The 18,594-nt window shown below is 66.2% G+C and carries 21 protein-coding genes; 11 read left to right on the top strand and 10 right to left on the bottom strand.

The window, feature by feature from the left end; genetic code table 11:
- Positions 1-9 precede the first annotated feature (9 nt).
- The 6 genes from ACQR1L_RS00165 to ACQR1L_RS00140 all read right to left on the bottom strand — a co-directional run bounded on the left by ACQR1L_RS00165 (position 10) and on the right by ACQR1L_RS00140 (position 6,922).
- Entirely contained in the window at positions 10-870 is an 861-nt protein-coding gene (locus ACQR1L_RS00165; RefSeq protein ID WP_434855915.1) for a xanthine dehydrogenase, read from the bottom strand.
- A gap of 209 nt (positions 871-1,079) precedes the next feature.
- A complete protein-coding gene (gene modC / locus ACQR1L_RS00160) occupies positions 1,080-2,174 on the bottom strand; it encodes a molybdenum ABC transporter ATP-binding protein (RefSeq protein WP_434855914.1) in 1,095 nt (364 codons plus the stop codon).
- Positions 2,171-2,860 carry a molybdate ABC transporter permease subunit gene (modB, locus tag ACQR1L_RS00155; protein ID WP_434855913.1) on the bottom strand — a complete coding sequence of 230 codons (690 nt, stop codon included), beginning with the start codon at positions 2,858-2,860 and terminating at the stop codon, positions 2,171-2,173. The genes modC and modB overlap by 4 nt, the downstream gene beginning before the upstream one ends.
- A gap of 20 nt (positions 2,861-2,880) precedes the next feature.
- On the bottom strand, positions 2,881-3,648 hold the full coding sequence (modA, locus tag ACQR1L_RS00150; RefSeq protein ID WP_434855912.1) for a molybdate ABC transporter substrate-binding protein: 768 nt from the start codon (positions 3,646-3,648) through the stop codon (positions 2,881-2,883).
- 257 nt (positions 3,649-3,905) lie between these two features.
- Positions 3,906-5,480 carry an amidase family protein gene (locus ACQR1L_RS00145; protein WP_434855911.1) on the bottom strand — a complete coding sequence of 525 codons (1,575 nt, stop codon included), beginning with the start codon at positions 5,478-5,480 and terminating at the stop codon, positions 3,906-3,908.
- Positions 5,481-5,503: 23 nt separating this feature from the next.
- Positions 5,504-6,922 carry a M20 family metallopeptidase gene (locus tag ACQR1L_RS00140; protein ID WP_434855910.1) on the bottom strand — a complete coding sequence of 473 codons (1,419 nt, stop codon included), beginning with the start codon at positions 6,920-6,922 and terminating at the stop codon, positions 5,504-5,506.
- 289 nt (positions 6,923-7,211) lie between these two features.
- Between ACQR1L_RS00140 and ACQR1L_RS00135 the strand changes: the two genes are divergently transcribed.
- Complete coding sequence (locus tag ACQR1L_RS00135) at positions 7,212-7,457, top strand: hypothetical protein (RefSeq protein ID WP_434856535.1); 246 nt, start codon at positions 7,212-7,214, stop codon at positions 7,455-7,457.
- Between the two features lie 6 nt (positions 7,458-7,463).
- Here the strand turns inward: ACQR1L_RS00135 and ACQR1L_RS00130 are convergent, their stop codons facing one another.
- Together ACQR1L_RS00130 and ACQR1L_RS00125 are read right to left on the bottom strand one after the other, a co-directional pair.
- Entirely contained in the window at positions 7,464-7,652 is a 189-nt protein-coding gene (locus ACQR1L_RS00130; protein WP_434855909.1) for a hypothetical protein, read from the bottom strand.
- A 53-nt stretch (positions 7,653-7,705) separates the two neighbouring features.
- Positions 7,706-7,861 carry a hypothetical protein gene (locus tag ACQR1L_RS00125; protein WP_009028352.1) on the bottom strand — a complete coding sequence of 52 codons (156 nt, stop codon included), beginning with the start codon at positions 7,859-7,861 and terminating at the stop codon, positions 7,706-7,708.
- Between the two features lie 133 nt (positions 7,862-7,994).
- On the opposite strand from ACQR1L_RS00125, the gene ACQR1L_RS00120 reads away from it, so the two are divergent.
- From ACQR1L_RS00120 to ACQR1L_RS00095, 6 genes are all read left to right on the top strand, one after another.
- Positions 7,995-8,573, top strand: coding sequence for a cytochrome c oxidase subunit 3 family protein (locus ACQR1L_RS00120; RefSeq protein WP_434855908.1), 579 nt, complete (start codon positions 7,995-7,997; stop codon positions 8,571-8,573).
- Between the two features lie 3 nt (positions 8,574-8,576).
- On the top strand, positions 8,577-8,840 hold the full coding sequence (locus tag ACQR1L_RS00115) for a cytochrome C oxidase subunit IV family protein (RefSeq protein ID WP_434855907.1): 264 nt from the start codon (positions 8,577-8,579) through the stop codon (positions 8,838-8,840).
- A gap of 102 nt (positions 8,841-8,942) precedes the next feature.
- A complete protein-coding gene (locus ACQR1L_RS00110) occupies positions 8,943-9,395 on the top strand; it encodes a c-type cytochrome (RefSeq protein ID WP_434855906.1) in 453 nt (150 codons plus the stop codon).
- Between the two features lie 39 nt (positions 9,396-9,434).
- On the top strand, positions 9,435-10,781 hold the full coding sequence (locus ACQR1L_RS00105) for a cbb3-type cytochrome c oxidase subunit I (protein ID WP_434855905.1): 1,347 nt from the start codon (positions 9,435-9,437) through the stop codon (positions 10,779-10,781).
- Positions 10,782-10,841: 60 nt separating this feature from the next.
- On the top strand, positions 10,842-11,651 hold the full coding sequence (locus tag ACQR1L_RS00100; RefSeq protein WP_434855904.1) for a CbbQ/NirQ/NorQ/GpvN family protein: 810 nt from the start codon (positions 10,842-10,844) through the stop codon (positions 11,649-11,651).
- A gap of 3 nt (positions 11,652-11,654) precedes the next feature.
- Complete coding sequence (locus ACQR1L_RS00095) at positions 11,655-13,568, top strand: nitric oxide reductase activation protein NorD (RefSeq protein WP_434855903.1); 1,914 nt, start codon at positions 11,655-11,657, stop codon at positions 13,566-13,568.
- Positions 13,569-13,582: 14 nt separating this feature from the next.
- Here the strand turns inward: ACQR1L_RS00095 and ACQR1L_RS00090 are convergent, their stop codons facing one another.
- Positions 13,583-14,017 (bottom strand): DUF2267 domain-containing protein, encoded by a 435-nt coding sequence (locus ACQR1L_RS00090; protein WP_434855902.1) that lies wholly within the window; start codon positions 14,015-14,017, stop codon positions 13,583-13,585.
- A 391-nt stretch (positions 14,018-14,408) separates the two neighbouring features.
- Between ACQR1L_RS00090 and ACQR1L_RS00085 the strand changes: the two genes are divergently transcribed.
- Positions 14,409-14,651 (top strand): hypothetical protein, encoded by a 243-nt coding sequence (locus ACQR1L_RS00085; protein ID WP_434855901.1) that lies wholly within the window; start codon positions 14,409-14,411, stop codon positions 14,649-14,651.
- A 201-nt stretch (positions 14,652-14,852) separates the two neighbouring features.
- On the opposite strand, the gene ACQR1L_RS00080 is transcribed toward ACQR1L_RS00085, so the two are convergent.
- On the bottom strand, positions 14,853-15,839 hold the full coding sequence (locus ACQR1L_RS00080; protein ID WP_434855900.1) for a LysR family transcriptional regulator: 987 nt from the start codon (positions 15,837-15,839) through the stop codon (positions 14,853-14,855).
- 150 nt (positions 15,840-15,989) lie between these two features.
- Between ACQR1L_RS00080 and ACQR1L_RS00075 the strand changes: the two genes are divergently transcribed.
- The 3 genes from ACQR1L_RS00075 to ACQR1L_RS00065 are packed head-to-tail and all read left to right on the top strand — an operon-like array spanning position 15,990 to position 18,593.
- Positions 15,990-16,964 carry an N-carbamoyl-D-amino-acid hydrolase gene (locus tag ACQR1L_RS00075; protein ID WP_434855899.1) on the top strand — a complete coding sequence of 325 codons (975 nt, stop codon included), beginning with the start codon at positions 15,990-15,992 and terminating at the stop codon, positions 16,962-16,964.
- Between the two features lie 10 nt (positions 16,965-16,974).
- Positions 16,975-17,829 (top strand): amino acid ABC transporter permease, encoded by an 855-nt coding sequence (locus ACQR1L_RS00070; RefSeq protein ID WP_434855898.1) that lies wholly within the window; start codon positions 16,975-16,977, stop codon positions 17,827-17,829.
- Positions 17,826-18,593 (top strand): amino acid ABC transporter ATP-binding protein, encoded by a 768-nt coding sequence (locus ACQR1L_RS00065; RefSeq protein ID WP_434856534.1) that lies wholly within the window; start codon positions 17,826-17,828, stop codon positions 18,591-18,593. The genes ACQR1L_RS00070 and ACQR1L_RS00065 overlap by 4 nt, the downstream gene beginning before the upstream one ends.
- The last annotated feature ends 1 nt before the right edge of the window (position 18,594 follow it).

Raw genomic sequence — 18,594 nt, 5'->3', positions numbered from 1 at the left:
CAGTCCTCCTCACACCTTGGCGGAGACGCGGCCCGCCTTCCGATCGGTTTGCATGATCTGGTGAACGGCCGAGACGACGCTGGCCGCGATTGCTCGACCGCGCTCGTCCATCCCGGTCCAGGTGGCGGCGCGTCCGCGCGGATCGATCTCGAGCAGCTTGACGTTTGTCGGCACGCGCAGGCCGTCGCGGGCGATGCCGCGCAGCGCACCGTCCAGCGGGGCGAGCACCGGCGCGCCACCGAGCGAGCCGAGCTGCAGTCCCTTGTAGACGCGGGTGCCGATGTCGAGCGGCGTGTGCCAGACCGCCTCCTGGTTCGAATAGACGAAGCGCTCGCGCCCGGCGCCGCCGAGCTCCCGTGCCCTGCCGTCGGCATTGCGCGTGGTGCCCTGGGCTACGATCGCGCCGGTCTCGCAGGGGTGCGTCTCGATCGCGACGTCGCAATTGCGCGCGACCGCGAAGCGCGGGCCGATGCCGACGGCGATGCCGGCGACGCCACGCAGATCCGGCGTCATCACGTGCTTCTGCATGCGCGCGTCGACGATCACGGCCGGATAGCGGAAGGCGATGATATCGGTGAGATGCATGGCCGTGACCGCGACATGGCCGGCGTCGCGATGAATGCGGACGACGTCCGCGATGCTGTCGGCGCGGCTGCCGGTGACGCAGTCGACGGTGCGCGCCTCGCCGAACAGCACGTCATGAAAGGCCATGCCGCGCCGGATCACCGGCGGGAATGCGTCGTGGCAGAGTACGATCGCAAAGCGGGCGTGGCTCAGCCTGGCCGCGACCGCCGAGGCGATCTCATTGGTGCCGAGCACCAGCGCAAGCGGCTTGGGCGCATTTGGATGCCAGGTGACGGCGGCGTTCATGCGGATGACCTCGTGTTGCGAGATCGAGATAGCAAGCGCCGGGCCACTCGAGCGTGGAGCAGCCAAGCCTTTTGTTTCGTTGATGAAACTCAGCCATGTCTATCGGGGTGTGATCTTCAGCTGTATTGTCAAGGATATAACATGGAATGCTATATTGTCGCGTATATAACACGACGCGCGCTGCGGACTGATACGCCGGATGCTGGAAGTCAGGGCAGGGGATCTTCGCGGCGGACCAGGGCGGCGCCCTTGACCTGCGCGTAGACCGCAAGTCCCGCCTGCAGGCCGAGCTCGTTCCACGAGCGCTGGGTGACGCGGGACAGCAGCCGTGCGCCCGCGCCATCCTCGCCGAGGCCGAGCAGGGCGGTGACGCGATGGTCCGACTGGCTGCGAATCTCGAGGATCTTCGCGCGCAGCACGTTGACGATGGTGCTGCGGCTCGGGGCCTCCAGCGCGAGGCTGACGTCGTCCGCGACTACCCGCAGCCGTCGGCGGGTCCCGGGTTGAAGCGTCTCGGCGGGGAGCAGAAACTGGCCGCCGGGGACGGCGAGCGTCGCCATCCCGTCGGTCGCATCCTGGCTCACGACCGTGGCATCGAGGCTCACGGCCGCATCGCGTGACAACGCGAGCGGCAGCGACAGATCGGCCTGCAGATCGCGCAGCCGGCCCGAGGCGAGGACGGCGCCGCCGCGCATCAGCACCAATTGGTCGGCGAGCCGCTCGACCTCGGCGATGTCGTGGCTGATGTACAGGATCGGCAGGTCGAGCGCGGCGTGCAGCCGCTCCAGATAGGGCAGGATCTCGTCCTTGGTCATCTGGTCGAGCGCAGACAGCGGCTCGTCCATCAGCAAGAGCTTGGGCTGGCTGAGCAGCGCGCGGCCGATCGCGACGCGCTGGCGCTCGCCGCCTGAGAGATGCCGCGGCGAGCGTTCCAGGAGTTTTCCGATGCCGAGCAGCGCGACCACCTCGTCGAAGCCGATCGCCGTCCCGCCGGTCTGTCCGGGATGTCCATACATCAGGTTGCGGCGGACCGAGAGATGCGGAAAGAGGTTCGCTTCCTGAAACACGTAGCCGATCGGCCGCTGGTGCACGGGACGAAAGTGCTTGTCGTCCTGCCAGACCTCGCCGGCGACCGAGCACAGCCCGTCCAGACGGTTGAGCCCGGCGATGCAGCGCATGACGGCCGTCTTGCCGCAGCCGGAGGGGCCGAAGATCGCGGTCACGCCGCGGGCCGGCACCTCGAACCGTGCATTCAGCTCGAAACGCCCGAGCGTGCCGCGGAAGTCGACCTTGACCGTGCTCATGACGTGCTTTTCGTCATCTTCTTCTCGATCAGCATCATCGTCAGAATGACGCCAAACGAGAACACGACCATGCCGAGCGCGAGCACGGAAGCCTCCGTCCATTGCGAGGTCTCGACATAGTCGTAGATCGCAACCGACAGCACCTTGGTCTTGCCGGGAACGTTGCCGCCGATCATCAGCACGACCCCGAACTCGCCGACGGTGTGGGCGAAACCGAGGATCGCGCCGGTGAGAAAGCCGGGGCTCGCGAGCGGCACGGCGATGGTCCAGAACGCGCGCCAGGGCGAGGCGCGCAAGGTGGCCGCAGCTTCCATGGGCTTCTCACCCATCGCCTCGAAGGCGTTGCGGATCGGCTGCACCACGAAGGGCATGGAGAACAGCACCGAGCCGATGACAAGGCCGGGGAAGGTGAAGGCAAGTGTGCGCGCGCCCCACAGCGAGGCCAGCGCGCCGCCGGGGCCGCTGGGCCCAAGCGCGACCAGCAGATAGAAGCCGAGCACGGTCGGCGGCAGCACCAGCGGAATGGCCACCAGCGCCGCGACCGCTTCCTTCCACCACGCCCGCGAGCGCGCCAGCCACCAGGCGATCGGCGTGCCCACGATCATCAGGATGACGGTCGTGAGCGCTGCCAGTTCGAGCGTGAGCCGGATCGGCTGCCAGATTTCGGCGGAGACGTGGAGGTTCATCCCTGAAGGTTCATCGGTGCCTAGCTGCCGGACTTCGGATCCAGAGCATAGCCGAACTTCTCGATCACGGCACGCGCTTCCGGCGTCTTGAGGAAAGCCAGGAACGCCGTCGCCGCCTCGTTGCCGGCGGAGGCTTTCAGCAGCACGGCATCCTGGCGGATCTCGCTGTAGAGGTTCTGCGGCACCAGCCAGCGCGAGCCGCCGACATTGGGCATCAGTTGCGACAGCGCCACGAAGCCGAGCTCGGCATTGCCGGTGTCGACGAACTGGAAAGCCTGCGAGATAGTGTTGCCCTGGACGATCTTGGGCTGGATCGCCTCGTAGAGCTTCAGAGCCTTCATCGCTTCGATCGCGGCGGCGCCATAGGGCGCGGCGGTCGGATTGGCGATCGAGAGCTTGTTGAACGCATTCGCCTTGAGGGTCTCCTCCCCCTTGACGGTGTTCGGATTCTTGCTCCACAGCACGAGCTTGCCGATCGCGTAGGTGAAGCGGCTGTCGGCGACGCCCAGGCCGTCATCCACCAGCTTCTTCGGGCGCTCGTCGTCCGCGGAGAGCAGGATCGCGAACGGCGCGTTCTCCTTGATCTGGGTGTAGAACTGTCCGGACGAGCCGAAGCTGAGCACCAGCTCGTGCCCGGTCTTGGCCTTGAACAGGCCCGCGATCTCCTTGGCCGGCTCGGTGAAATTGGCGGCGACGGCAATGTTGGCGCTGCCGGCAAAGGCATTCGTGCCGGTCAGGAGGGCAACGGCCGCACACAGGGCGGCGGTGGCGAAGCGCATCGATCTCATCACTATGTCCTTGTTGTATTCACCGGGACGAATGCGTCCAGTGAACTGCAAGTCCTGTTCCGTCACATCGGCGAAAGCCGAGCTCGTGCTATATCCATTCGTATACATGAGAATAGACGGCCCGGCCGGTTCCCGTCAACACGAAGGCAACCTCGTGCTGACGTGAAGTGCGCCAGTGTTCGGCTTTCGACAATCGATGCGGCGCCGTGTCGCAAACACGACGGCCCGAGGATCGCGTTCCCCGGGCCGCTGTCCGATTAGGCCATGCGCTCCCAGAGCTGGCGAACCAGCATGCCCGCGCGCTTCTCGATCGCCGCGGCGGCATCGAGCGCGAGGTCCTCGCGATAGCGTCCGGCGATCAGCTGCACGCCGATCGGCTGGCCATTGTGGACGGTGACCGGCACGACGGCGCCGGGCAGGCCGAGGACGTTGATGGCGGAGATGAAGCGAATGTCGTTGAAGAAGATCTCGCGCACCCGCTCAGGGCTTACGGTGTCCTCGCGCGGACCCGGCGTCGGCTTGACGGTGGTGGGGGCCAGCACGACCGGGTACTCCTCGAAGAACAGCTGCCAGGCACGGATGTGCGTCGAGCGCTGCGCCGTTGCGTTCATCCAGCCTGCGAGGTCGAGCTCCGCGGCCTTGGCCTTCATGCCGCCCCACGCCTTGTGGAAGTCCTCGGAGGTCACCGCCAGCATCTTGGCCTCCTGCAACACCACCACCTCGTTGGTGATGATATCGCACCAGGTCTGCCAGACCCCGGTGATGTCGGGGACCTCGACCTCGCTGACCCGGTAGCCCGATCGCTCCAGCGCATCCGCGGCCTGCCGGAGCGCGGCGGTCACGGAGGGATCGACATCCATGTCGCCTGGAAGCTTCGCAAGCGCGACCTTGATCGGACGCTTCGGCTTGTCGCCTTCGAGCGGGGCCGGCACCCACCAGGGATCGCGCGGGTCGCGCCGGCTCATCACGTCCAGCGCCAGCCGGACGTCGGCGACGCTGCGCGCCAGCGGGCCCTGCGACGACATCAGATGCGCCAGCATCGGCCGCTCCGCAGCGGCACTTTCGTTATAGGCCGGGATGCGCCCCTGGGTCGGCTTGATCGTGACGACACCATTGCAATGCGCCGGCCAGCGCAGCGAGCCGCCGATGTCATTGCCATGCGCGATGGTGCCGATGCCGGCGGCGACAGCCGCGCCCGCGCCACCCGACGAGCCGCCGCAGGTGATCTCCGGATCCCACGGGTTCAGCGTGAGTCCGTGCAGCGGGTTGTCCGTGAAGCCGCGGAACGAGAATTCCGGCGTGTTGGTGAGCCCGAGCACGATCGCGCCGGCCTTCCTGAGGTTGCGCACGACGGGCGCGTCGGACGGCGCGATGATGCCCATCTGCGCCGGGACGCCGTTGGGATTGGGACGTCCTTCGTAGTCGACGTTCTCCTTGATCGTGACGGGCACGCCATGCAGCAGGCCGGACTTGTCGCGGGCCTTGTCGGCGGCGCGCGCGGCCTTCAGGGCGTCGTCGCTGAGATCGACGACGACGGCGTTGAGCTTCGGATTGACCGCGTGCATCCGCGCGATGTGCGCCTGGGTTACCTCCAGCGAGGAGACGGCGCCCGAGCGGATCGCCGCCGCGGTCTCGACCGCCGACCATTGCCAGGCCGGTCCCTTCGGCAGCCGCGGCTTGGGCGCGGCTGCCTTCACCTGCGGCTTGGATGGCGCCTTGGTCGTGGCTTTCGCCTTGGCGGACGGTTTCGCCTTGGTCACGGTACGCGCGGTGGCGCGCTTCGGGACCGGCCGGGCGGCCTTCGCCGCCGGCTTCTTCGCTGCCTTTGCCATCGTATTCTCCCCCGGTTTTCGTTCTAGGCGACCGACATCGTCAGTGGCGGCTCGACGTCGGCCGGCAGCGGGCTGACATACGGCGTGCGCGTCGTCCGCTTCTTCAGGTCGGCCTTCGCCGCCGCGATCAGCGCGGGCTCGTTGAGCGCCTTGATGCCGAGAGCGGCCATCGCCTTCGAGGCCTGCACCATCGCCTTGTGCGCGGCGGGCGTCTTGCCCTGCGCGACGACCTGCCAGGTGTGGAAAGGGGTGCCGATCGCCACCGTCGGCGCGTGCACCTGCACGGTCGGCACCACCCAACTGACGTCGCCGACATCGGTCGAGCCGATCTGCGGATTGCGCTTGGTGTTCAGCGGCACCAGGAAGTCGGCGAGCGGCTTGGCGGTCGGCTCCATGCCGATGCTGTAGTAGACCGACTCGATGTCCTTGTCGGTCAGGGTCGCCTGGATCTGGCCGGCGAAATCGCGGTCGGTTTCGTCGAAATGCGGCGGCCCGAGTTCTTCCATGATGCCATACAGCGCCTCTTCGAGCGGCGTGTTCGGCAGGATGTTGGACACCGCCGAGATGATCTTCATCTCGACCTTGGTCTCGGTCATCAGCGCCGCGCCCTGGGCGATCTTGTGCACGCGTCCGACCAGCTCGTTCATGCCGGGGAGGTCGCGGGCGCGGATCGAGTAGCGCACGCGGGCATGCGCCTGCACCACGTTTGGCGCGATGCCGCCGGTGTCGAGCAGCGCGTAGTGCACGCGCGCATCGCTCGGCATGTGCTCGCGCATGTAGTTGACGCCGACATTCATCAGCTCGACCGCGTCGAGCGCGCTGCGGCCGAGATGCGGCGAGGCGGCGGCATGCGATGTGCGTCCGGTGAAGATGAAGTCGGCGCGGGTGTTGGCCAGCGACGGCGTCATCACCACTTCCCAGAAGCTAGACGGATGCCAGGTGATGGCGATGTCCGCATCCTCGAACGCGCCCGAGCGCACCATGAAGGCCTTCGCGGCGCCGCCTTCTTCGGCAGGGCAGCCATAGTAGCGCACGCGGCCGGGCACCTTGTTGGCGACAAGCCAGTCCTTCACGGCGGTGGCGGCAAGCAGTGCGGCCGAGCCGAGTAGATTGTGGCCGCAGCCATGGCCGTGGCCGCCGGTCTCGATCGGACGGTGCTCGGCAACGCCGGCTTCCTGCGAGAGGCCGGGCAGGGCATCATACTCGCCCATGAAGGCGATGACCGGACCGCCTTCGCCCCATTCGCCCATCAGCGCGGTCGGAATGCCCGCCACCTTTTCGGTAATGCGAAAACCCTGGTGCTTCAGCTCGGCGAGGTGTTCGGCGGAGGAGCGGGCCTCCGTGTAGCAGACCTCGGGCATGCTCCACACCCGGTCGCTGAGCTCGATGAAACGGGTCTTGATCGCGTCGACGCCGCGCCAGATCTCGCTGCGGTTATCCATCTCCGGTCGTGTCCTCTGTAGCCAATAAAGAGGCCGGTATGGTTATCAGCTAAGTTCCCTGACGCCTAGCGATCCCCGGCGGGAGCAGCCATGCGGACGGTGCCAAGCCGCGGGGCAGCGCTTGAGCAAAGAGTGCTGCGTTTGAATGCAGCGCGGTGATTTCCGCGCCGCAACGCAACCCGCCTCGCTCGTGCGTTCTCGCATTCCGGAACTGCCGCCCGCCGTCATTAAAGCACCGTCAGGAACGATCACGGGCGGCTCCTGTTCTCGCCTGCAGGAGCGCGATCGCATGCGTGCAGGACCCATCACGATCGTTGTCGCATTGCTGGTGATTCTCGCCGGCGCCGCCGTGTTCGCCTACCAGGGCCTGACGCTGCCCGGCGATCCGATGCCGACCGAGGGCTGGATCGCGCTCACGCTGGGCGTGGTGTTCTCGCTGATCGTGGGGGTCGGCCTGATGGTGCTGGTGTTCTACAGCAGCCGCAAGGGTTACGACGAGGCATCCCAGTTCCGGTCTGATGATCGCCCTGAATGAGACGTCTCACACCGGCCGGGGCGGATGCTGGGTGCGCGGATGCCGGTCGTGCAGGAGCTTCGCCAGTTGCAGCCGCAGATCGTCCTGGCCGCGCATCGCGGTCTCGAACAGCGCTTCCTGGAGGTCGCGCGGGATGTCGCCCCACACACTGATCGCGGCGTTGCCCAGCAGTTCTGCGAATCGCTTGTCGTCCATGCTGCACCTCCGGACGAGGTGACGTCCGTGTGTGCCGAAGGTTCCAAGTGAGCCTACTGGGTGACGAAGAGCACCGTTGCGATCGCGACCGAAGCAGCAATGGCCGAGACCGTGCCGGTGGTCGACAGCACCCCCATCCGCCGCAGCGCGGCTGCGAACACGATGATGATCGGCGTGGCGGTGACGAGGCCGAGCTGTGCTTCGGTCATAGAACTGCTCCTGGGGTCTGCTGCTGGCGGTGTCGCCGATCCCTAGCGCAGTCCGGTGCCGCACTGTTTGTGCACCGACAAAGAGGACCTCGGCTCGCCTGACTACCTTCGCGGCATCCAACCGGAGGGCGAGATGTCGGCACTGACATGCGAGACGGACCAGGACGAGCGCTGGGGTGTGTTCGGCGGGTTGCCCGGCGATCCCATGATGTGGGTGCTGATCTTGAGCGAGCTCGTCGCATTCGGCCTGCTGCTCGGCGCCTTCATCGTTGCCCGCGCGATCCATCCAGTGGTGTTCGCGTCCGGGCAGGCCGTCCTCGACGGACCGCTCGCAGCATTGAATACGATCGTGCTGGTGACGAGCGGCTGGGCCGCCGCGCGTGCTGCTGCGGCCGCGCGGGCTGAATCGCCGCATATTGCACGGCGCTGGATTGCACTGGCCACGATGCTCGGTGCGGCATTCGCCGTCATCAAACTGACCGAGTACAGCAACGAGATCGCGTCCGGCGCGAGCCTCGAATCCTCGGTCTTCTTCACGCTCTACTTCCTCCTGACAGGGTTCCACCTGCTGCACGTTGGGCTTGGCATCGTCATCCTCGCCGTCGTCAGCCATCGCGCCACGTCGAGCGGCATCGAGACCGGGGCAGCATTCTGGCACATGGTCGACCTGGTCTGGATCGTGATGTTCCCCATCCTCTATCTGGTGGGGTGAGGCATGTTCCGGAGCCCACTTGATATGGCTTGGCTGCAATTGCTGAGTTTCGTGCTCGCCACGCTCGCAGCCTCGCTGCTGGTGCCGAACAGATGGCTCGTCGATGCGCTGGTTCTCTCGCTCGCCGCTGCAAAGGGCAGGGTGATCGTACTCGACTATCTCGGCCTGCGCAGTGCGCCCGCGCTGTGGCGCGGCCTGCTCACCACCTGGGGTGCCGGTCTCGCCGCCTTTGCCGCGCTTGCGGTTGCGATCCGGGCTCTCGTCTGACGGCCGATCTGCGCGCTCGTTGCGCCCCGACAAAGAGCCCCGCGGCAGCGCCAGTAGATTGCTTCCACACCATTGATCCTCACCAACCGGAAAGGACGTGTCATGGCGGAACGCCTGACCAAGTCGGCCGCGCGGAACGTCTTCTACGGCGGTTCGGCCTTCTTCTTCGCGATCTTCCTCGGGCTGACCGCGCACAGCCACTACTACATGGTCACGACCTCGACCAAGGCGTCGACGCTCTCAGATGGCGTCGCGCGCGGCAAGCATGTCTGGGAAAGGAACTCCTGCATCAATTGCCATACGCTGCTCGGCGAGGGCGCCTATTTCGCGCCGGAGGTCGGGAATGTCTGGGACCGTTGGGGCGGCAGAGAGGACCCGGCAGCAGCCCGCGAGATGCTGAAATCCTGGATGCAGTCGCAGCCCTCCGGCGCGCCCGGGCGGCGGCAAATGCCGCAGTTCAACCTCACTGACCAGGAGATCAACGATCTCGCCGATTTCCTGCAATGGACCGACACCATCAAGCGCCAGGACTGGCCGCCGAACAAGGCCGGCTGAGCCCTGCATCCCGCCCTTCATCCACGAAAGACATCCGCGATGAGATATGAGACCCAGAAGGTCGCGATGCTGTATTTCTACGGCGCGCTGACGCTCTTCCTCGCCCAGGTCCTGTTCGGCCTGCTCGCCGGCACCATCTACGTGCTGCCGAACACGCTGTCGGTCCTGCTGCCCTTCAACATCGTCCGCATGATCCACACCAATGCGCTGATCGTGTGGTCGCTGATCGGCTTCATGGGCGCGACCTACTTCCTGTTGCCCGAGGAGACCGAGACCGAGATCTACAGCCCGCTGCTCGCCAAGATCCAGTTCTGGATGTTCTTCGGAGCCGCAGGCGCCGCCGTGGTGGGCTATCTCTTCCACTACCATGAAGGCCGCGAGTTCCTTGAGCAGCCCTTCATCATCAAGGTCGGCATCGTCGTCGTCTGCCTGATGTTCCTGTTCAACGTCACGATGACGGCGCTGAAAGGCCGCAAGACCACGGTGACCAACATCCTGCTGTTCGGGCTGTGGGGCGTCGCGATCTTCTTCCTGTTCGCGTTCTACAACCCGGCCAATCTCGCGGTCGACAAGATGTATTGGTGGTACATTGTCCATCTGTGGGTCGAGGGCGTCTGGGAGCTGATCATGGCCTCGATCCTGGCCTTCCTGATGATCAAGCTCAACGGCATCGATCGCGAGGTGGTCGAGAAGTGGCTCTACGTCATCATCGGCCTGGCGCTGTTCTCCGGCATCCTCGGCACCGGCCACCACTTCTACTGGATCGGCGCTCCCGGCTATTGGCAGTGGATCGGCTCGCTGTTCTCGACGCTGGAAGTCGCGCCGTTCTTCACCATGGTCATCTTCACGGTGCAGATGACGCTCAAGGCCGGCCGCAAGCACCCGAACCGCGCTGCGCTGCTGTGGTCGGTCGGCTGCTCGGTGATGGCGTTCCTCGGCGCCGGCGTGTGGGGCTTCCTGCACACGCTGTCGAGCGTGAACTACTACACCCATGGCACCCAGGTGACCGCCGCGCACGGCCATCTCGCTTTCTTCGGCGCCTATGTGATGCTCAACCTCGCCGTGATGGCCTATGCCGTGCCGCAACTGCGCCAGCGCGCGCCCTACAACCAGTGGCTCTCGATCGCGAGCTTCTGGATCATGTGCACGGCGATGATGGTGATGACCTTCGCGCTGACCTTCGCCGGCATTCTTCAGGTGCATCTGCAGCGCGTGCTCGGCCAGAGCTACATGGATGTGCAGGACCAGCTTGCGATGTTCTACTGGGTGCGGCTCGGCTCCGGCGTGTTCGTCGCGATCTCGGCGCTGATGTTCGTCTGGGCTGTGCTGGTGCCCGGCCGCGCGAAGCAGGCCGTAATTTCCGGGGCCCTGCAGCCCGCGGAGTGAACGCTGGCAGGCGGCGGCCCCGCGGTCGCCGCCTGCAGTCCCCGATATTGGAGAAAGACCATGAAAGCCGCGCTGCACGCGATCGACACCGTTCCTGTGTTCCCGCTTTACACGCCGACCGCCAATGAATGCGCGCTGTTCGAGCATGCGTTCCGTCATCGGCTGCCGGTGCTGCTGAAGGGCCCGACGGGCTGCGGCAAGACCCGCTTCGTCGCTCATATGGCGGCGCGGCTCGGCCTGCCGCTGCATACGGTCGCCTGTCATGACGACCTCACCGCCGCCGATCTCACCGGCCGCTATCTGCTCAAGGGCGGCGACACCGTCTGGACCGACGGACCTTTGACCCGCGCGGTGCGCGAGGGCGGCATCTGCTATCTCGACGAGGTGGTCGAGGCCCGCAAGGATGTGACCGTGGTGCTGCATCCTCTCACGGATGACCGCCGCATTCTTCCTTTGGAGCGAACCGGCGAAGAGCTGGTCGCACCCGACGGCTTCATGCTCGTGGTGTCCTACAATCCGGGCTATCAGTCGCTGCACAAGGCGCTGAAGCCGTCGACGCGGCAGCGCTTCATTGCGATCGAGTTCGGCTTCCTGCCCGCGGAGCAGGAGATCGCGGTCGTCGCCGCCGAGAGCGGGCTGACGCCTGACCGTGTGCGGCCGCTGGTGGCATTGGCGCATCGGCTGCGGGCGTTGCAGGGACACGATCTGGAGGAGGGCGTCTCGACCCGGCTGCTGGTCTATTGCGCCACGCTCGTCGCTGCCGGGACGCCCGTCGCCGAAGCCGTGCTCGCTACGATGATCGAGCCGCTGACCGACGATGCCGACGTCAAGGCCGCGCTGCGCGAGGTCGCGCAGGCCGTGATCGGGTGAAGCATGCTCGACTTTCTCGAACTGGAAGAAACCGTCGGCCGTGCCTGGCATCGCCTCGTCGGCACCACGTCGAGCTATTCGGTTCATCCCGATCACGCGGTCGCGTTGAATGACGTCAGCGGCCGTATCGCCGTGATGTTCCGCGCGCTTGGCGGAGAGAGCGGTGTGCAGATCGCAGGCGCCAAGGCGCGCAAGTCGGGCCATCGTCTCGGCTGGCGCCAGCGCATCGGGCTCGGTGACGAGTGCCTCGACCAGGCCGGATGCGACGGCGCCACTGTGTTTCTCCCGGACACCATCGCGCTGCTGCCGGATCGCGCTCTCAACGCCCAGCTCTATCACTGGCTCGCGGCGTGGTTCGCGACCATGGAGGTCGAGCCGATCGCGGACAGCGACCCGCTGCGGCGGGATCTCCTCGCGCTGCGCCGCGCGCGCGAGACCGCGATGGTGGTGCTGACGCGCTTCCCCGGATTGAACCGATCCTACGCCCAGCTCGCGCGTGCCCTGGCCGTGACCCGACCGCGACGTCCGCTGCCGCGTCTGGAGCAGCAGGTCGAGCACATCGTCATGGCGCTGCTTGGAGCGGCCGTGCCGCCGCAGGGCGTGCTGTGGAATGCCGTCATCGCCGACGGCGAACTGCCGCATCGCGCACCGCCGGGCTACCGACCGATGCTGCCGTGCCCGTTGTGGGGCGATTGCTGGAGCCGCGACGCTGTTGCTGCCGAACGCGACGACGAGGAGACGTCGACGCCGCCCGAGCAGGTTGAGACGCAAGACACCCGCAAGCGCTTTGCGCGGCGCGAACGCGACGATGGCGTCAGGCGCGATCCGTTCATTCTCAACCGCTTCGAGAAGATTCTCGCGATGGCGGAGATGGTCAATGTCGATCGTCCCTCTGACGATACCGACGATGACGACGCCCGCAAGGCCGCCGACGATCTCGATGAGCTCGCGATCTCCAGGCGCAAGGGACGTCCCGCGAGCAAGCTGAAGTTCGATCTCGATCTGCCGCCCGAGGCGGTCGACACCGCGCGGCTCGACAGCGGGCGGCTGTACCCTGAATGGAATTACCGAAGCGGCGACTACCTGCCGGATCATTGTCGCGTCGTCACCGGCGCCGCGGCCGAGACAGGCGAGACGTGGGCGCCCGATGAGGCGATGCGCCGTCGTATTCGCAGCGTGCGGCGTCGCTTCGAGACGTTGCGGCCGCGCGAGGAGGTGATGCGCGCCCAGGCTGACGGGCACGACCTCGATATCGACGCGCTGGTCCGCGCGCGCAGCGATCTCAATGCCGGCCATGGCGGTCTCGATCGCGTCCACCTCGCGATGCGTCCGCTCGCGCATGATCTTGCGGCGACCCTGCTGGTCGACGTCTCCTTGTCGACGGATGCGTGGATCGACGGCGTTCGCGTGCTCGACGTCGAGAAGGAGGCGCTGCTGGTGCTCGCTCACGGCCTGTCGGCCTGCGGTGACAGCCACAGCATCCTCACCTTCACCTCGCGGCGGAATTCCTGGGTCCGACTGGAGACCGTGAAGGCGTTCGGCGAGAAGATGAGCGGGCAAATCGAGCGCCGCATCGGTGCGCTCTGTCCCGGCTACTACACGCGGATCGGCACGGCCGTGCGCCATGCCGCCGGCGAGCTTGCCGAGCGCCCCGAGCGCAAGCGGCTGCTGCTGGTGCTGACCGACGGCAAGCCGAACGATGTCGATCACTATGAAGGGCGGTTCGCGATCGAGGACACGCGCAAGGCCGTGCAGGAGGCGCGCCTCGCCGGCGTGGCGGTGTTCGGCGTCACCATCGACGCATCGGCGCAGTCGTATTTTCCAACGCTGTTCGGCCGCGGCGGCTATGCGATCGTCGGGAACATCCGTCGTCTGCCTGCCGCGCTGCCGGCGCTCTACCGGCAGCTCGCGCATTGAGCACGCGGCAGTCCTCAGGTCGCGGGTTCGCGCAGGTTCCTGAGCGGCACCGGCAGATGGCCCATCAGCTTGTCGAACTCGCCGGGATCGAGCTTCTCCCAGAGAATTTCGAAGATGCCGCGCGCGGCCTTGAGCGGATCGACCGGGAATTGCGGCGGCAGCTGGCGGAAGATGTCGTCGACGAACTCTTCGAGATGCCGGTCCTTGGTCGGCGTCGCCGCGTGACGCCAGCCCTCGTAGTAGACGCCTCGGATCAGCATCGGCAGCTGAGCGCCGAAGTTGACGGCGGTGGCCAGCGGCAAGCGGTCGCGCAGCACATGTAGCACCGCGCGAAGCGCGTTGTAGGCCTGCTGCCGGCTCGCCAGCGCCAGCCGCTGCTCGATCACCTTCAGCCAGATGTTGGTTTCCTGGACGGTATGGTCCAGCGCGGTGACGCCGATTTCGCTCATCTGATTCTCCATGGCCATGCACAGGAACCGTTGGCGGCACGCCGAACCAGGGAACCGCAACGTGATTCGCTTGGACGTTGCGGCAGTAGGCGGTGCGTTCGGATCGGGAATGTTGACTTGCATCAAAGTCACGATCTCGTGGCCGACAGGGAGGTAAACGAACGGTCAAGGCGAAGCCTCGGCGTTTACCGTTCCGGCGGCCGGAACGAAGCATCCTCGAATGCTCGTGGTGCGCGGTCACGCCATCAGGTTGAACCGTAATCGCACCGCTTGTGAAGAACGCGTCTTCGCTTGCTCGCTGCGACAGACTCACCTTACATCGGTGTCGTTCGAGGCGCGGAGACCCGCGCACTCGGCACCCCCGCAACTCACGAATCGACGTCGGCTCGCAATGCTCAAGTCTGCCCAAGAGAAGTCTGTCCACAACAAGCCTGCTCAAGACAAGTTCGGCAAAGACCTTCCGCTGACCGGCTACGCGGTCGTGGTCGACGGCCAGATCAAGACCGAGTTCAAGACCAAGGACGGTGCGCATAACGGCGCGCACGATCTCAAGCGTCGATTCCCGATGCTGCAGATCAAGGTGTACGACGCCGAGACCAAGCAGACGCACGAGATCGAGCTGGCGCGGGCGTGAGATCGCTGCGGAGGCGTTGGAGCCAACGATAGAATTTCCACTCCTCTTATATCGCCGCAAGCGCGGTGTTCGTGAATGTGCCCTCGCCCCCAAGGCGAAGCGAAGCTTCGCTAGGGTGGGAGAGGGCATGTTGGGCAGAGCATCGAGCTCGGTTGGATGAGGGCTCTGCTTCGACAAGTCGCGCTTGTGGAAAGAGACCCCTCACCCAACCGAGTCTGTGGAGACGCTGGCGATGCCCTCTCCTACAGGAGGCGAGGGCGCTGTATTTGGCGGCGCCGTTGCTGGACCAGTTGTGTTTGCCTTTTCGCTGAGACTCCGGCTCGCGTTCCGCACCTCATTCCGAAACGTCTTCGCCAAGTTCGACAGCGGCCTCGCCTCCGACCACAGCACGTAGGCCGAGACCGTCGTGCTCGGCGTGAACGGCCTCACGACGAGATCATGCCCGCCCTGGCGCGGCGAGAAGGGATCGACCACGGCGATGCCCACGCCGGTCGACGCCAGCACGCAGGCCGTGTTGCAGTAGCGGACCTCGACGGTGGGCTGATAGTCGGCATCAGCTTCGCGAAAGCTGTCGCGTACCGCTTCGCCGAGGCGTGTGCCGCGCTCCAGGCCGATCAACGGGAAGCCCACGAGGTCCCGCGCCGAAATCACATCGCGCTCGGCCAGCGGATGCTGCGGCGGCATCACGCAGACCATCTGGCCGGTGTGCACGACCTCATGCGCGATGCCCGGATGGTCCGACAGGCCGAGCGCGAAGCCGAGCTCGGCGACATTGCCGAGCACGCCTTCGATGACGCCCTCGTAGCGCCGGACGTCGAAGAACATCCGCGTCTGCGGCCGGCGCCGCAGGAAGCCCGACAATGTCGGAGGGATGATGCTGTAGGCGAGCGGCGGCGTCGCGACGATCGACAGATGCCCCGTCTTCTGCTCGCGGAGATCACGCACCCGGTTTTCCAGCCGCGCATGCAATGTGAAGATCGCCTCGCTCTCCTCATACAGCGTCATCGCCTCCGGCGTCGGAAACAGCCGGTTGTTGACGCGCTCGAACAGCGTGAAGCCTGCCTGTGCCTCCATCGCCTTCAGCGCGTTGCTGATCGCCGGTTGCGACAGCGCAAGCTCCTCCGCGGCGGCGACCGTGGTGTGATGGCGGATGACGGCCCGCAGGATCTCCAGCTGTCGCAGGTTCATGTGAACGCCCTATAAGCCCCGGTTATGGTCTCGGCCAAAATATCATAGCGCGCGGCCGCGAAGGTGGATTGCAAATCCCACGCCGGGTTCGCCAAGATGGCCCCTTCTTTCGGTGCGCATCTCCAGGCGATCTTCGCCTGATCGTTCGGCATGGCGCACAGATCGGAGGCAGTCTTGAGCCGTATTTTCCGCGCCGCCGCCGCCCAGCTGGGGCCGACCCAGCGCGCCGACAGCCGGGCGCACACGTTGTCCCGCCTGATAGAACTCCTGGAGCAGGCCGCCGCCCAGGGCGCCAAGCTGGTGGTGTTTCCCGAACTCGCCTTCACGACCTTCTTCCCGCGCTATATCCTGGAGGGCGATGCGCTCGACCAGTATTTCGAGCGCAGCATGCCGAACGCCTCCGTCGCCGCACTGTTCGATCGCGCGCGGGCGCTCGGCGTCGGCTTCTACGTCGGCTATGCCGAACTGACGCCCGATGGCCGCCGCTTCAACAGCTCGATCCTGGTCGATTCCGACGGCGAGATCATCAGCAAGTACCGGAAGGTGCATCTGCCGGGCTCGGTCGAGCCGCGCGAAGGGGCCAAGTACCAGCAGCTCGAGAAGCGCTATTTCGGCTATGGCGATCTCGGCTTTCCCGCCGTGCGCGCCGGCCCCGAATGGGGCGGCGCGATCATGGGCATGATGATCTGCAACGACCGGCGCTGGCCGGAATCCTGGCGCATGCTCGGCATGCAGGGCGTCGAGCTGGTCTGTGTCGGCTACAATTCCGCGGCCTATGATCCGAACGGCGGCAACACCGAGGATGCAACCTTGCGCACCTTCCACTCCACGCTGGTGGCGCAGGCCAACGCCTATATGAACGCGACCTGGGCGATCGCGGTCGCCAAGGCCGGCGACGAGGACGGCAGCGGCCTGATCGGCGGCTCCTGCATCGTCGATCCCAATGGCTGCATCGTCGCGCAGGCGAAGACGCTCGGTGACGAGGTGCTCGTCGCCGATATCGATCTCGATCTGTGCCGGCAGGGCAAGGACAAGATGTTCAACTTCGCGGCGCATCGCCGGCCCGATCAGTACAAGCTCATCACCGAGCGTGCCGGCGTGGTCGAGCCGGTCGCCGTCGACTGACGGCACCGCGATGAGCCGCAGCGAGACACTGGCCGAAGGTTTCCCGGATCTGTCCGCGCACAGAATCGTGCGGCAGGCGCATTGGGGGCGCTGGCTCACGGCGGCAATCATCGTCGTGCTTCTCGTTGCGATCGGCCGCGCCTTCGCGCGCGGGCAGATCGAGTGGTCGTTCGTCGAGCGCTTCATCACCGCGCCGGTCATCCTGCGCGGCATCGTCAACACCATGATCATGGCGGTGGCAGCGATGGCGCTGGGCATCGCGCTTGGCGTGGTCGTCGCGATCATGCGGTTGTCGCCCAATCCGGTGCTGCGCTCGGTCGCGGCCGGATATACGTGGCTGTTCCGCGGCACGCCGCTGATCCTGCAACTGCTGCTGTGGTTCAATCTCGCGCTGGTGTTTCCGACCATCGGCATCCCCGGCCTGTGGAGCGCGCGCGCCGTCGATGTGATGACGCCGTTCCTCGCGGCGCTGCTCGGGCTCGGCATCAACCAGGGCGCATACACCTCGGAGGTGATGCGGGCCGGGCTGCTGTCGGTCGACATCGGCCAGTACGAGGCGGCGCAGGCGATCGGCATGGGCCGGCTGCAGGCGCTGCGCCGGATCATCCTGCCGCAGGCGATGCGGGTCGTGATCCCGCCGCTCGGCAACGAGTTCATCGGCCTGGTCAAGGCGACCTCGCTCGCCAGCGTGATCCAGTACCCGGAGGTGCTGCATTCGGCCGAGAACATCTATTACGCCAACTCCCGTGTCATCGAGCTGCTGATCGTCGCGGGCCTCTGGTATCTGCTCGTGGTCTCGATCCTGACGCCGCTGCAGATGCTGCTGGAACGCCGCTTCGCGCGCGGCATTGCGCGGGGCCGCTGATGAAGCCGCTGGTCGCGATCCGTCAGGTCAGCAAGCGCTTTGGCGAGTTCCAGGCGCTGAAGCAGGTCTCGCTCGACGTGTTCGAAGGCGAGGTCGTCTGCCTGATCGGGCAGTCCGGCTCCGGCAAGACCACCTTGCTCCGCTGCGTCAACCAGCTCACCACGGCCGACAGCGGCGGCATCTGGCTCGACGGCGAGCTGCTCGGCTTTCGCGAGCAGGACGGCCGGCTGCATCGCCTCTCCGAGCGCGAGATCGCGCGGCAGCGGCTCGCCTGCGGCATGGTGTTCCAGCGCTTCAATTTGTTCCCGCACATGACGGCGCTGGAGAACATCATCGAGGGCCCCGTGCAGGTGCAGAAGCGCAAGCCGGCCGAGGCGAGGGACGCGGCGATGGCGTTGCTGCGCCGGGTCGGGCTGGCCGACAAGGCCGGCTCCTATCCGTCGCAATTGTCCGGAGGGCAGCAGCAGCGCGTCGCGATCGCACGCGCGCTGGCGATGGCGCCGCGGCTGGTGCTGTTCGACGAGCCGACGTCGGCGCTCGATCCGGAGCTGGTCGGCGAGGTGCTCGGCGTGATGAAGCAGCTTGCGACCTCCGGCATGACCATGCTGGTCGTCACGCATGAACTCGGCTTCGCGCGCGAGGTCGCCGACCGCGTGGTCTACATGGACCAGGGCGTGATCGTGGAGAGCGGTCCGGCCGGCGAGGTGCTGCGCGCGCCGCGCGAGGCGAGAACCAAGGCATTTCTGGCAGCTGAAGTGGGGTGAG

Source organism: Bradyrhizobium sp. HKCCYLR20261, from assembly GCF_051168435.1.
GTDB lineage: Bacteria > Pseudomonadota > Alphaproteobacteria > Rhizobiales > Xanthobacteraceae > Bradyrhizobium.
Note: the sequence above shows the minus strand (reverse complement) of the source record. Positions and strands in the feature narration are given on the sequence as shown.

What these genes read in the sequence shown, in the direction of transcription:
- ACQR1L_RS00165 (WP_434855915.1), bottom strand. Translation starts at nt 870, where the DNA reads ATGAACGCCGCCGTCACCTGGCATCCAAATGCGCCCAAGCCGCTTGCG.
- modC (WP_434855914.1), bottom strand. Translation starts at nt 2,174, where the DNA reads ATGAGCACGGTCAAGGTCGACTTCCGCGGCACGCTCGGGCGTTTCGAG.
- modB (WP_434855913.1), bottom strand. Translation starts at nt 2,860, where the DNA reads ATGAACCTCCACGTCTCCGCCGAAATCTGGCAGCCGATCCGGCTCACG.
- modA (WP_434855912.1), bottom strand. Translation starts at nt 3,648, where the DNA reads ATGAGATCGATGCGCTTCGCCACCGCCGCCCTGTGTGCGGCCGTTGCC.
- ACQR1L_RS00145 (WP_434855911.1), bottom strand. Translation starts at nt 5,480, where the DNA reads ATGGCAAAGGCAGCGAAGAAGCCGGCGGCGAAGGCCGCCCGGCCGGTC.
- ACQR1L_RS00140 (WP_434855910.1), bottom strand. Translation starts at nt 6,922, where the DNA reads ATGGATAACCGCAGCGAGATCTGGCGCGGCGTCGACGCGATCAAGACC.
- ACQR1L_RS00135 (WP_434856535.1), top strand. Translation starts at nt 7,212, where the DNA reads ATGCGTGCAGGACCCATCACGATCGTTGTCGCATTGCTGGTGATTCTC.
- ACQR1L_RS00130 (WP_434855909.1), bottom strand. Translation starts at nt 7,652, where the DNA reads ATGGACGACAAGCGATTCGCAGAACTGCTGGGCAACGCCGCGATCAGT.
- ACQR1L_RS00125 (WP_009028352.1), bottom strand. Translation starts at nt 7,861, where the DNA reads ATGACCGAAGCACAGCTCGGCCTCGTCACCGCCACGCCGATCATCATC.
- ACQR1L_RS00120 (WP_434855908.1), top strand. Translation starts at nt 7,995, where the DNA reads ATGTCGGCACTGACATGCGAGACGGACCAGGACGAGCGCTGGGGTGTG.
- ACQR1L_RS00115 (WP_434855907.1), top strand. Translation starts at nt 8,577, where the DNA reads ATGTTCCGGAGCCCACTTGATATGGCTTGGCTGCAATTGCTGAGTTTC.
- ACQR1L_RS00110 (WP_434855906.1), top strand. Translation starts at nt 8,943, where the DNA reads ATGGCGGAACGCCTGACCAAGTCGGCCGCGCGGAACGTCTTCTACGGC.
- ACQR1L_RS00105 (WP_434855905.1), top strand. Translation starts at nt 9,435, where the DNA reads ATGAGATATGAGACCCAGAAGGTCGCGATGCTGTATTTCTACGGCGCG.
- ACQR1L_RS00100 (WP_434855904.1), top strand. Translation starts at nt 10,842, where the DNA reads ATGAAAGCCGCGCTGCACGCGATCGACACCGTTCCTGTGTTCCCGCTT.
- ACQR1L_RS00095 (WP_434855903.1), top strand. Translation starts at nt 11,655, where the DNA reads ATGCTCGACTTTCTCGAACTGGAAGAAACCGTCGGCCGTGCCTGGCAT.
- ACQR1L_RS00090 (WP_434855902.1), bottom strand. Translation starts at nt 14,017, where the DNA reads ATGAGCGAAATCGGCGTCACCGCGCTGGACCATACCGTCCAGGAAACC.
- ACQR1L_RS00085 (WP_434855901.1), top strand. Translation starts at nt 14,409, where the DNA reads ATGCTCAAGTCTGCCCAAGAGAAGTCTGTCCACAACAAGCCTGCTCAA.
- ACQR1L_RS00080 (WP_434855900.1), bottom strand. Translation starts at nt 15,839, where the DNA reads ATGAACCTGCGACAGCTGGAGATCCTGCGGGCCGTCATCCGCCATCAC.
- ACQR1L_RS00075 (WP_434855899.1), top strand. Translation starts at nt 15,990, where the DNA reads ATGGCGCACAGATCGGAGGCAGTCTTGAGCCGTATTTTCCGCGCCGCC.
- ACQR1L_RS00070 (WP_434855898.1), top strand. Translation starts at nt 16,975, where the DNA reads ATGAGCCGCAGCGAGACACTGGCCGAAGGTTTCCCGGATCTGTCCGCG.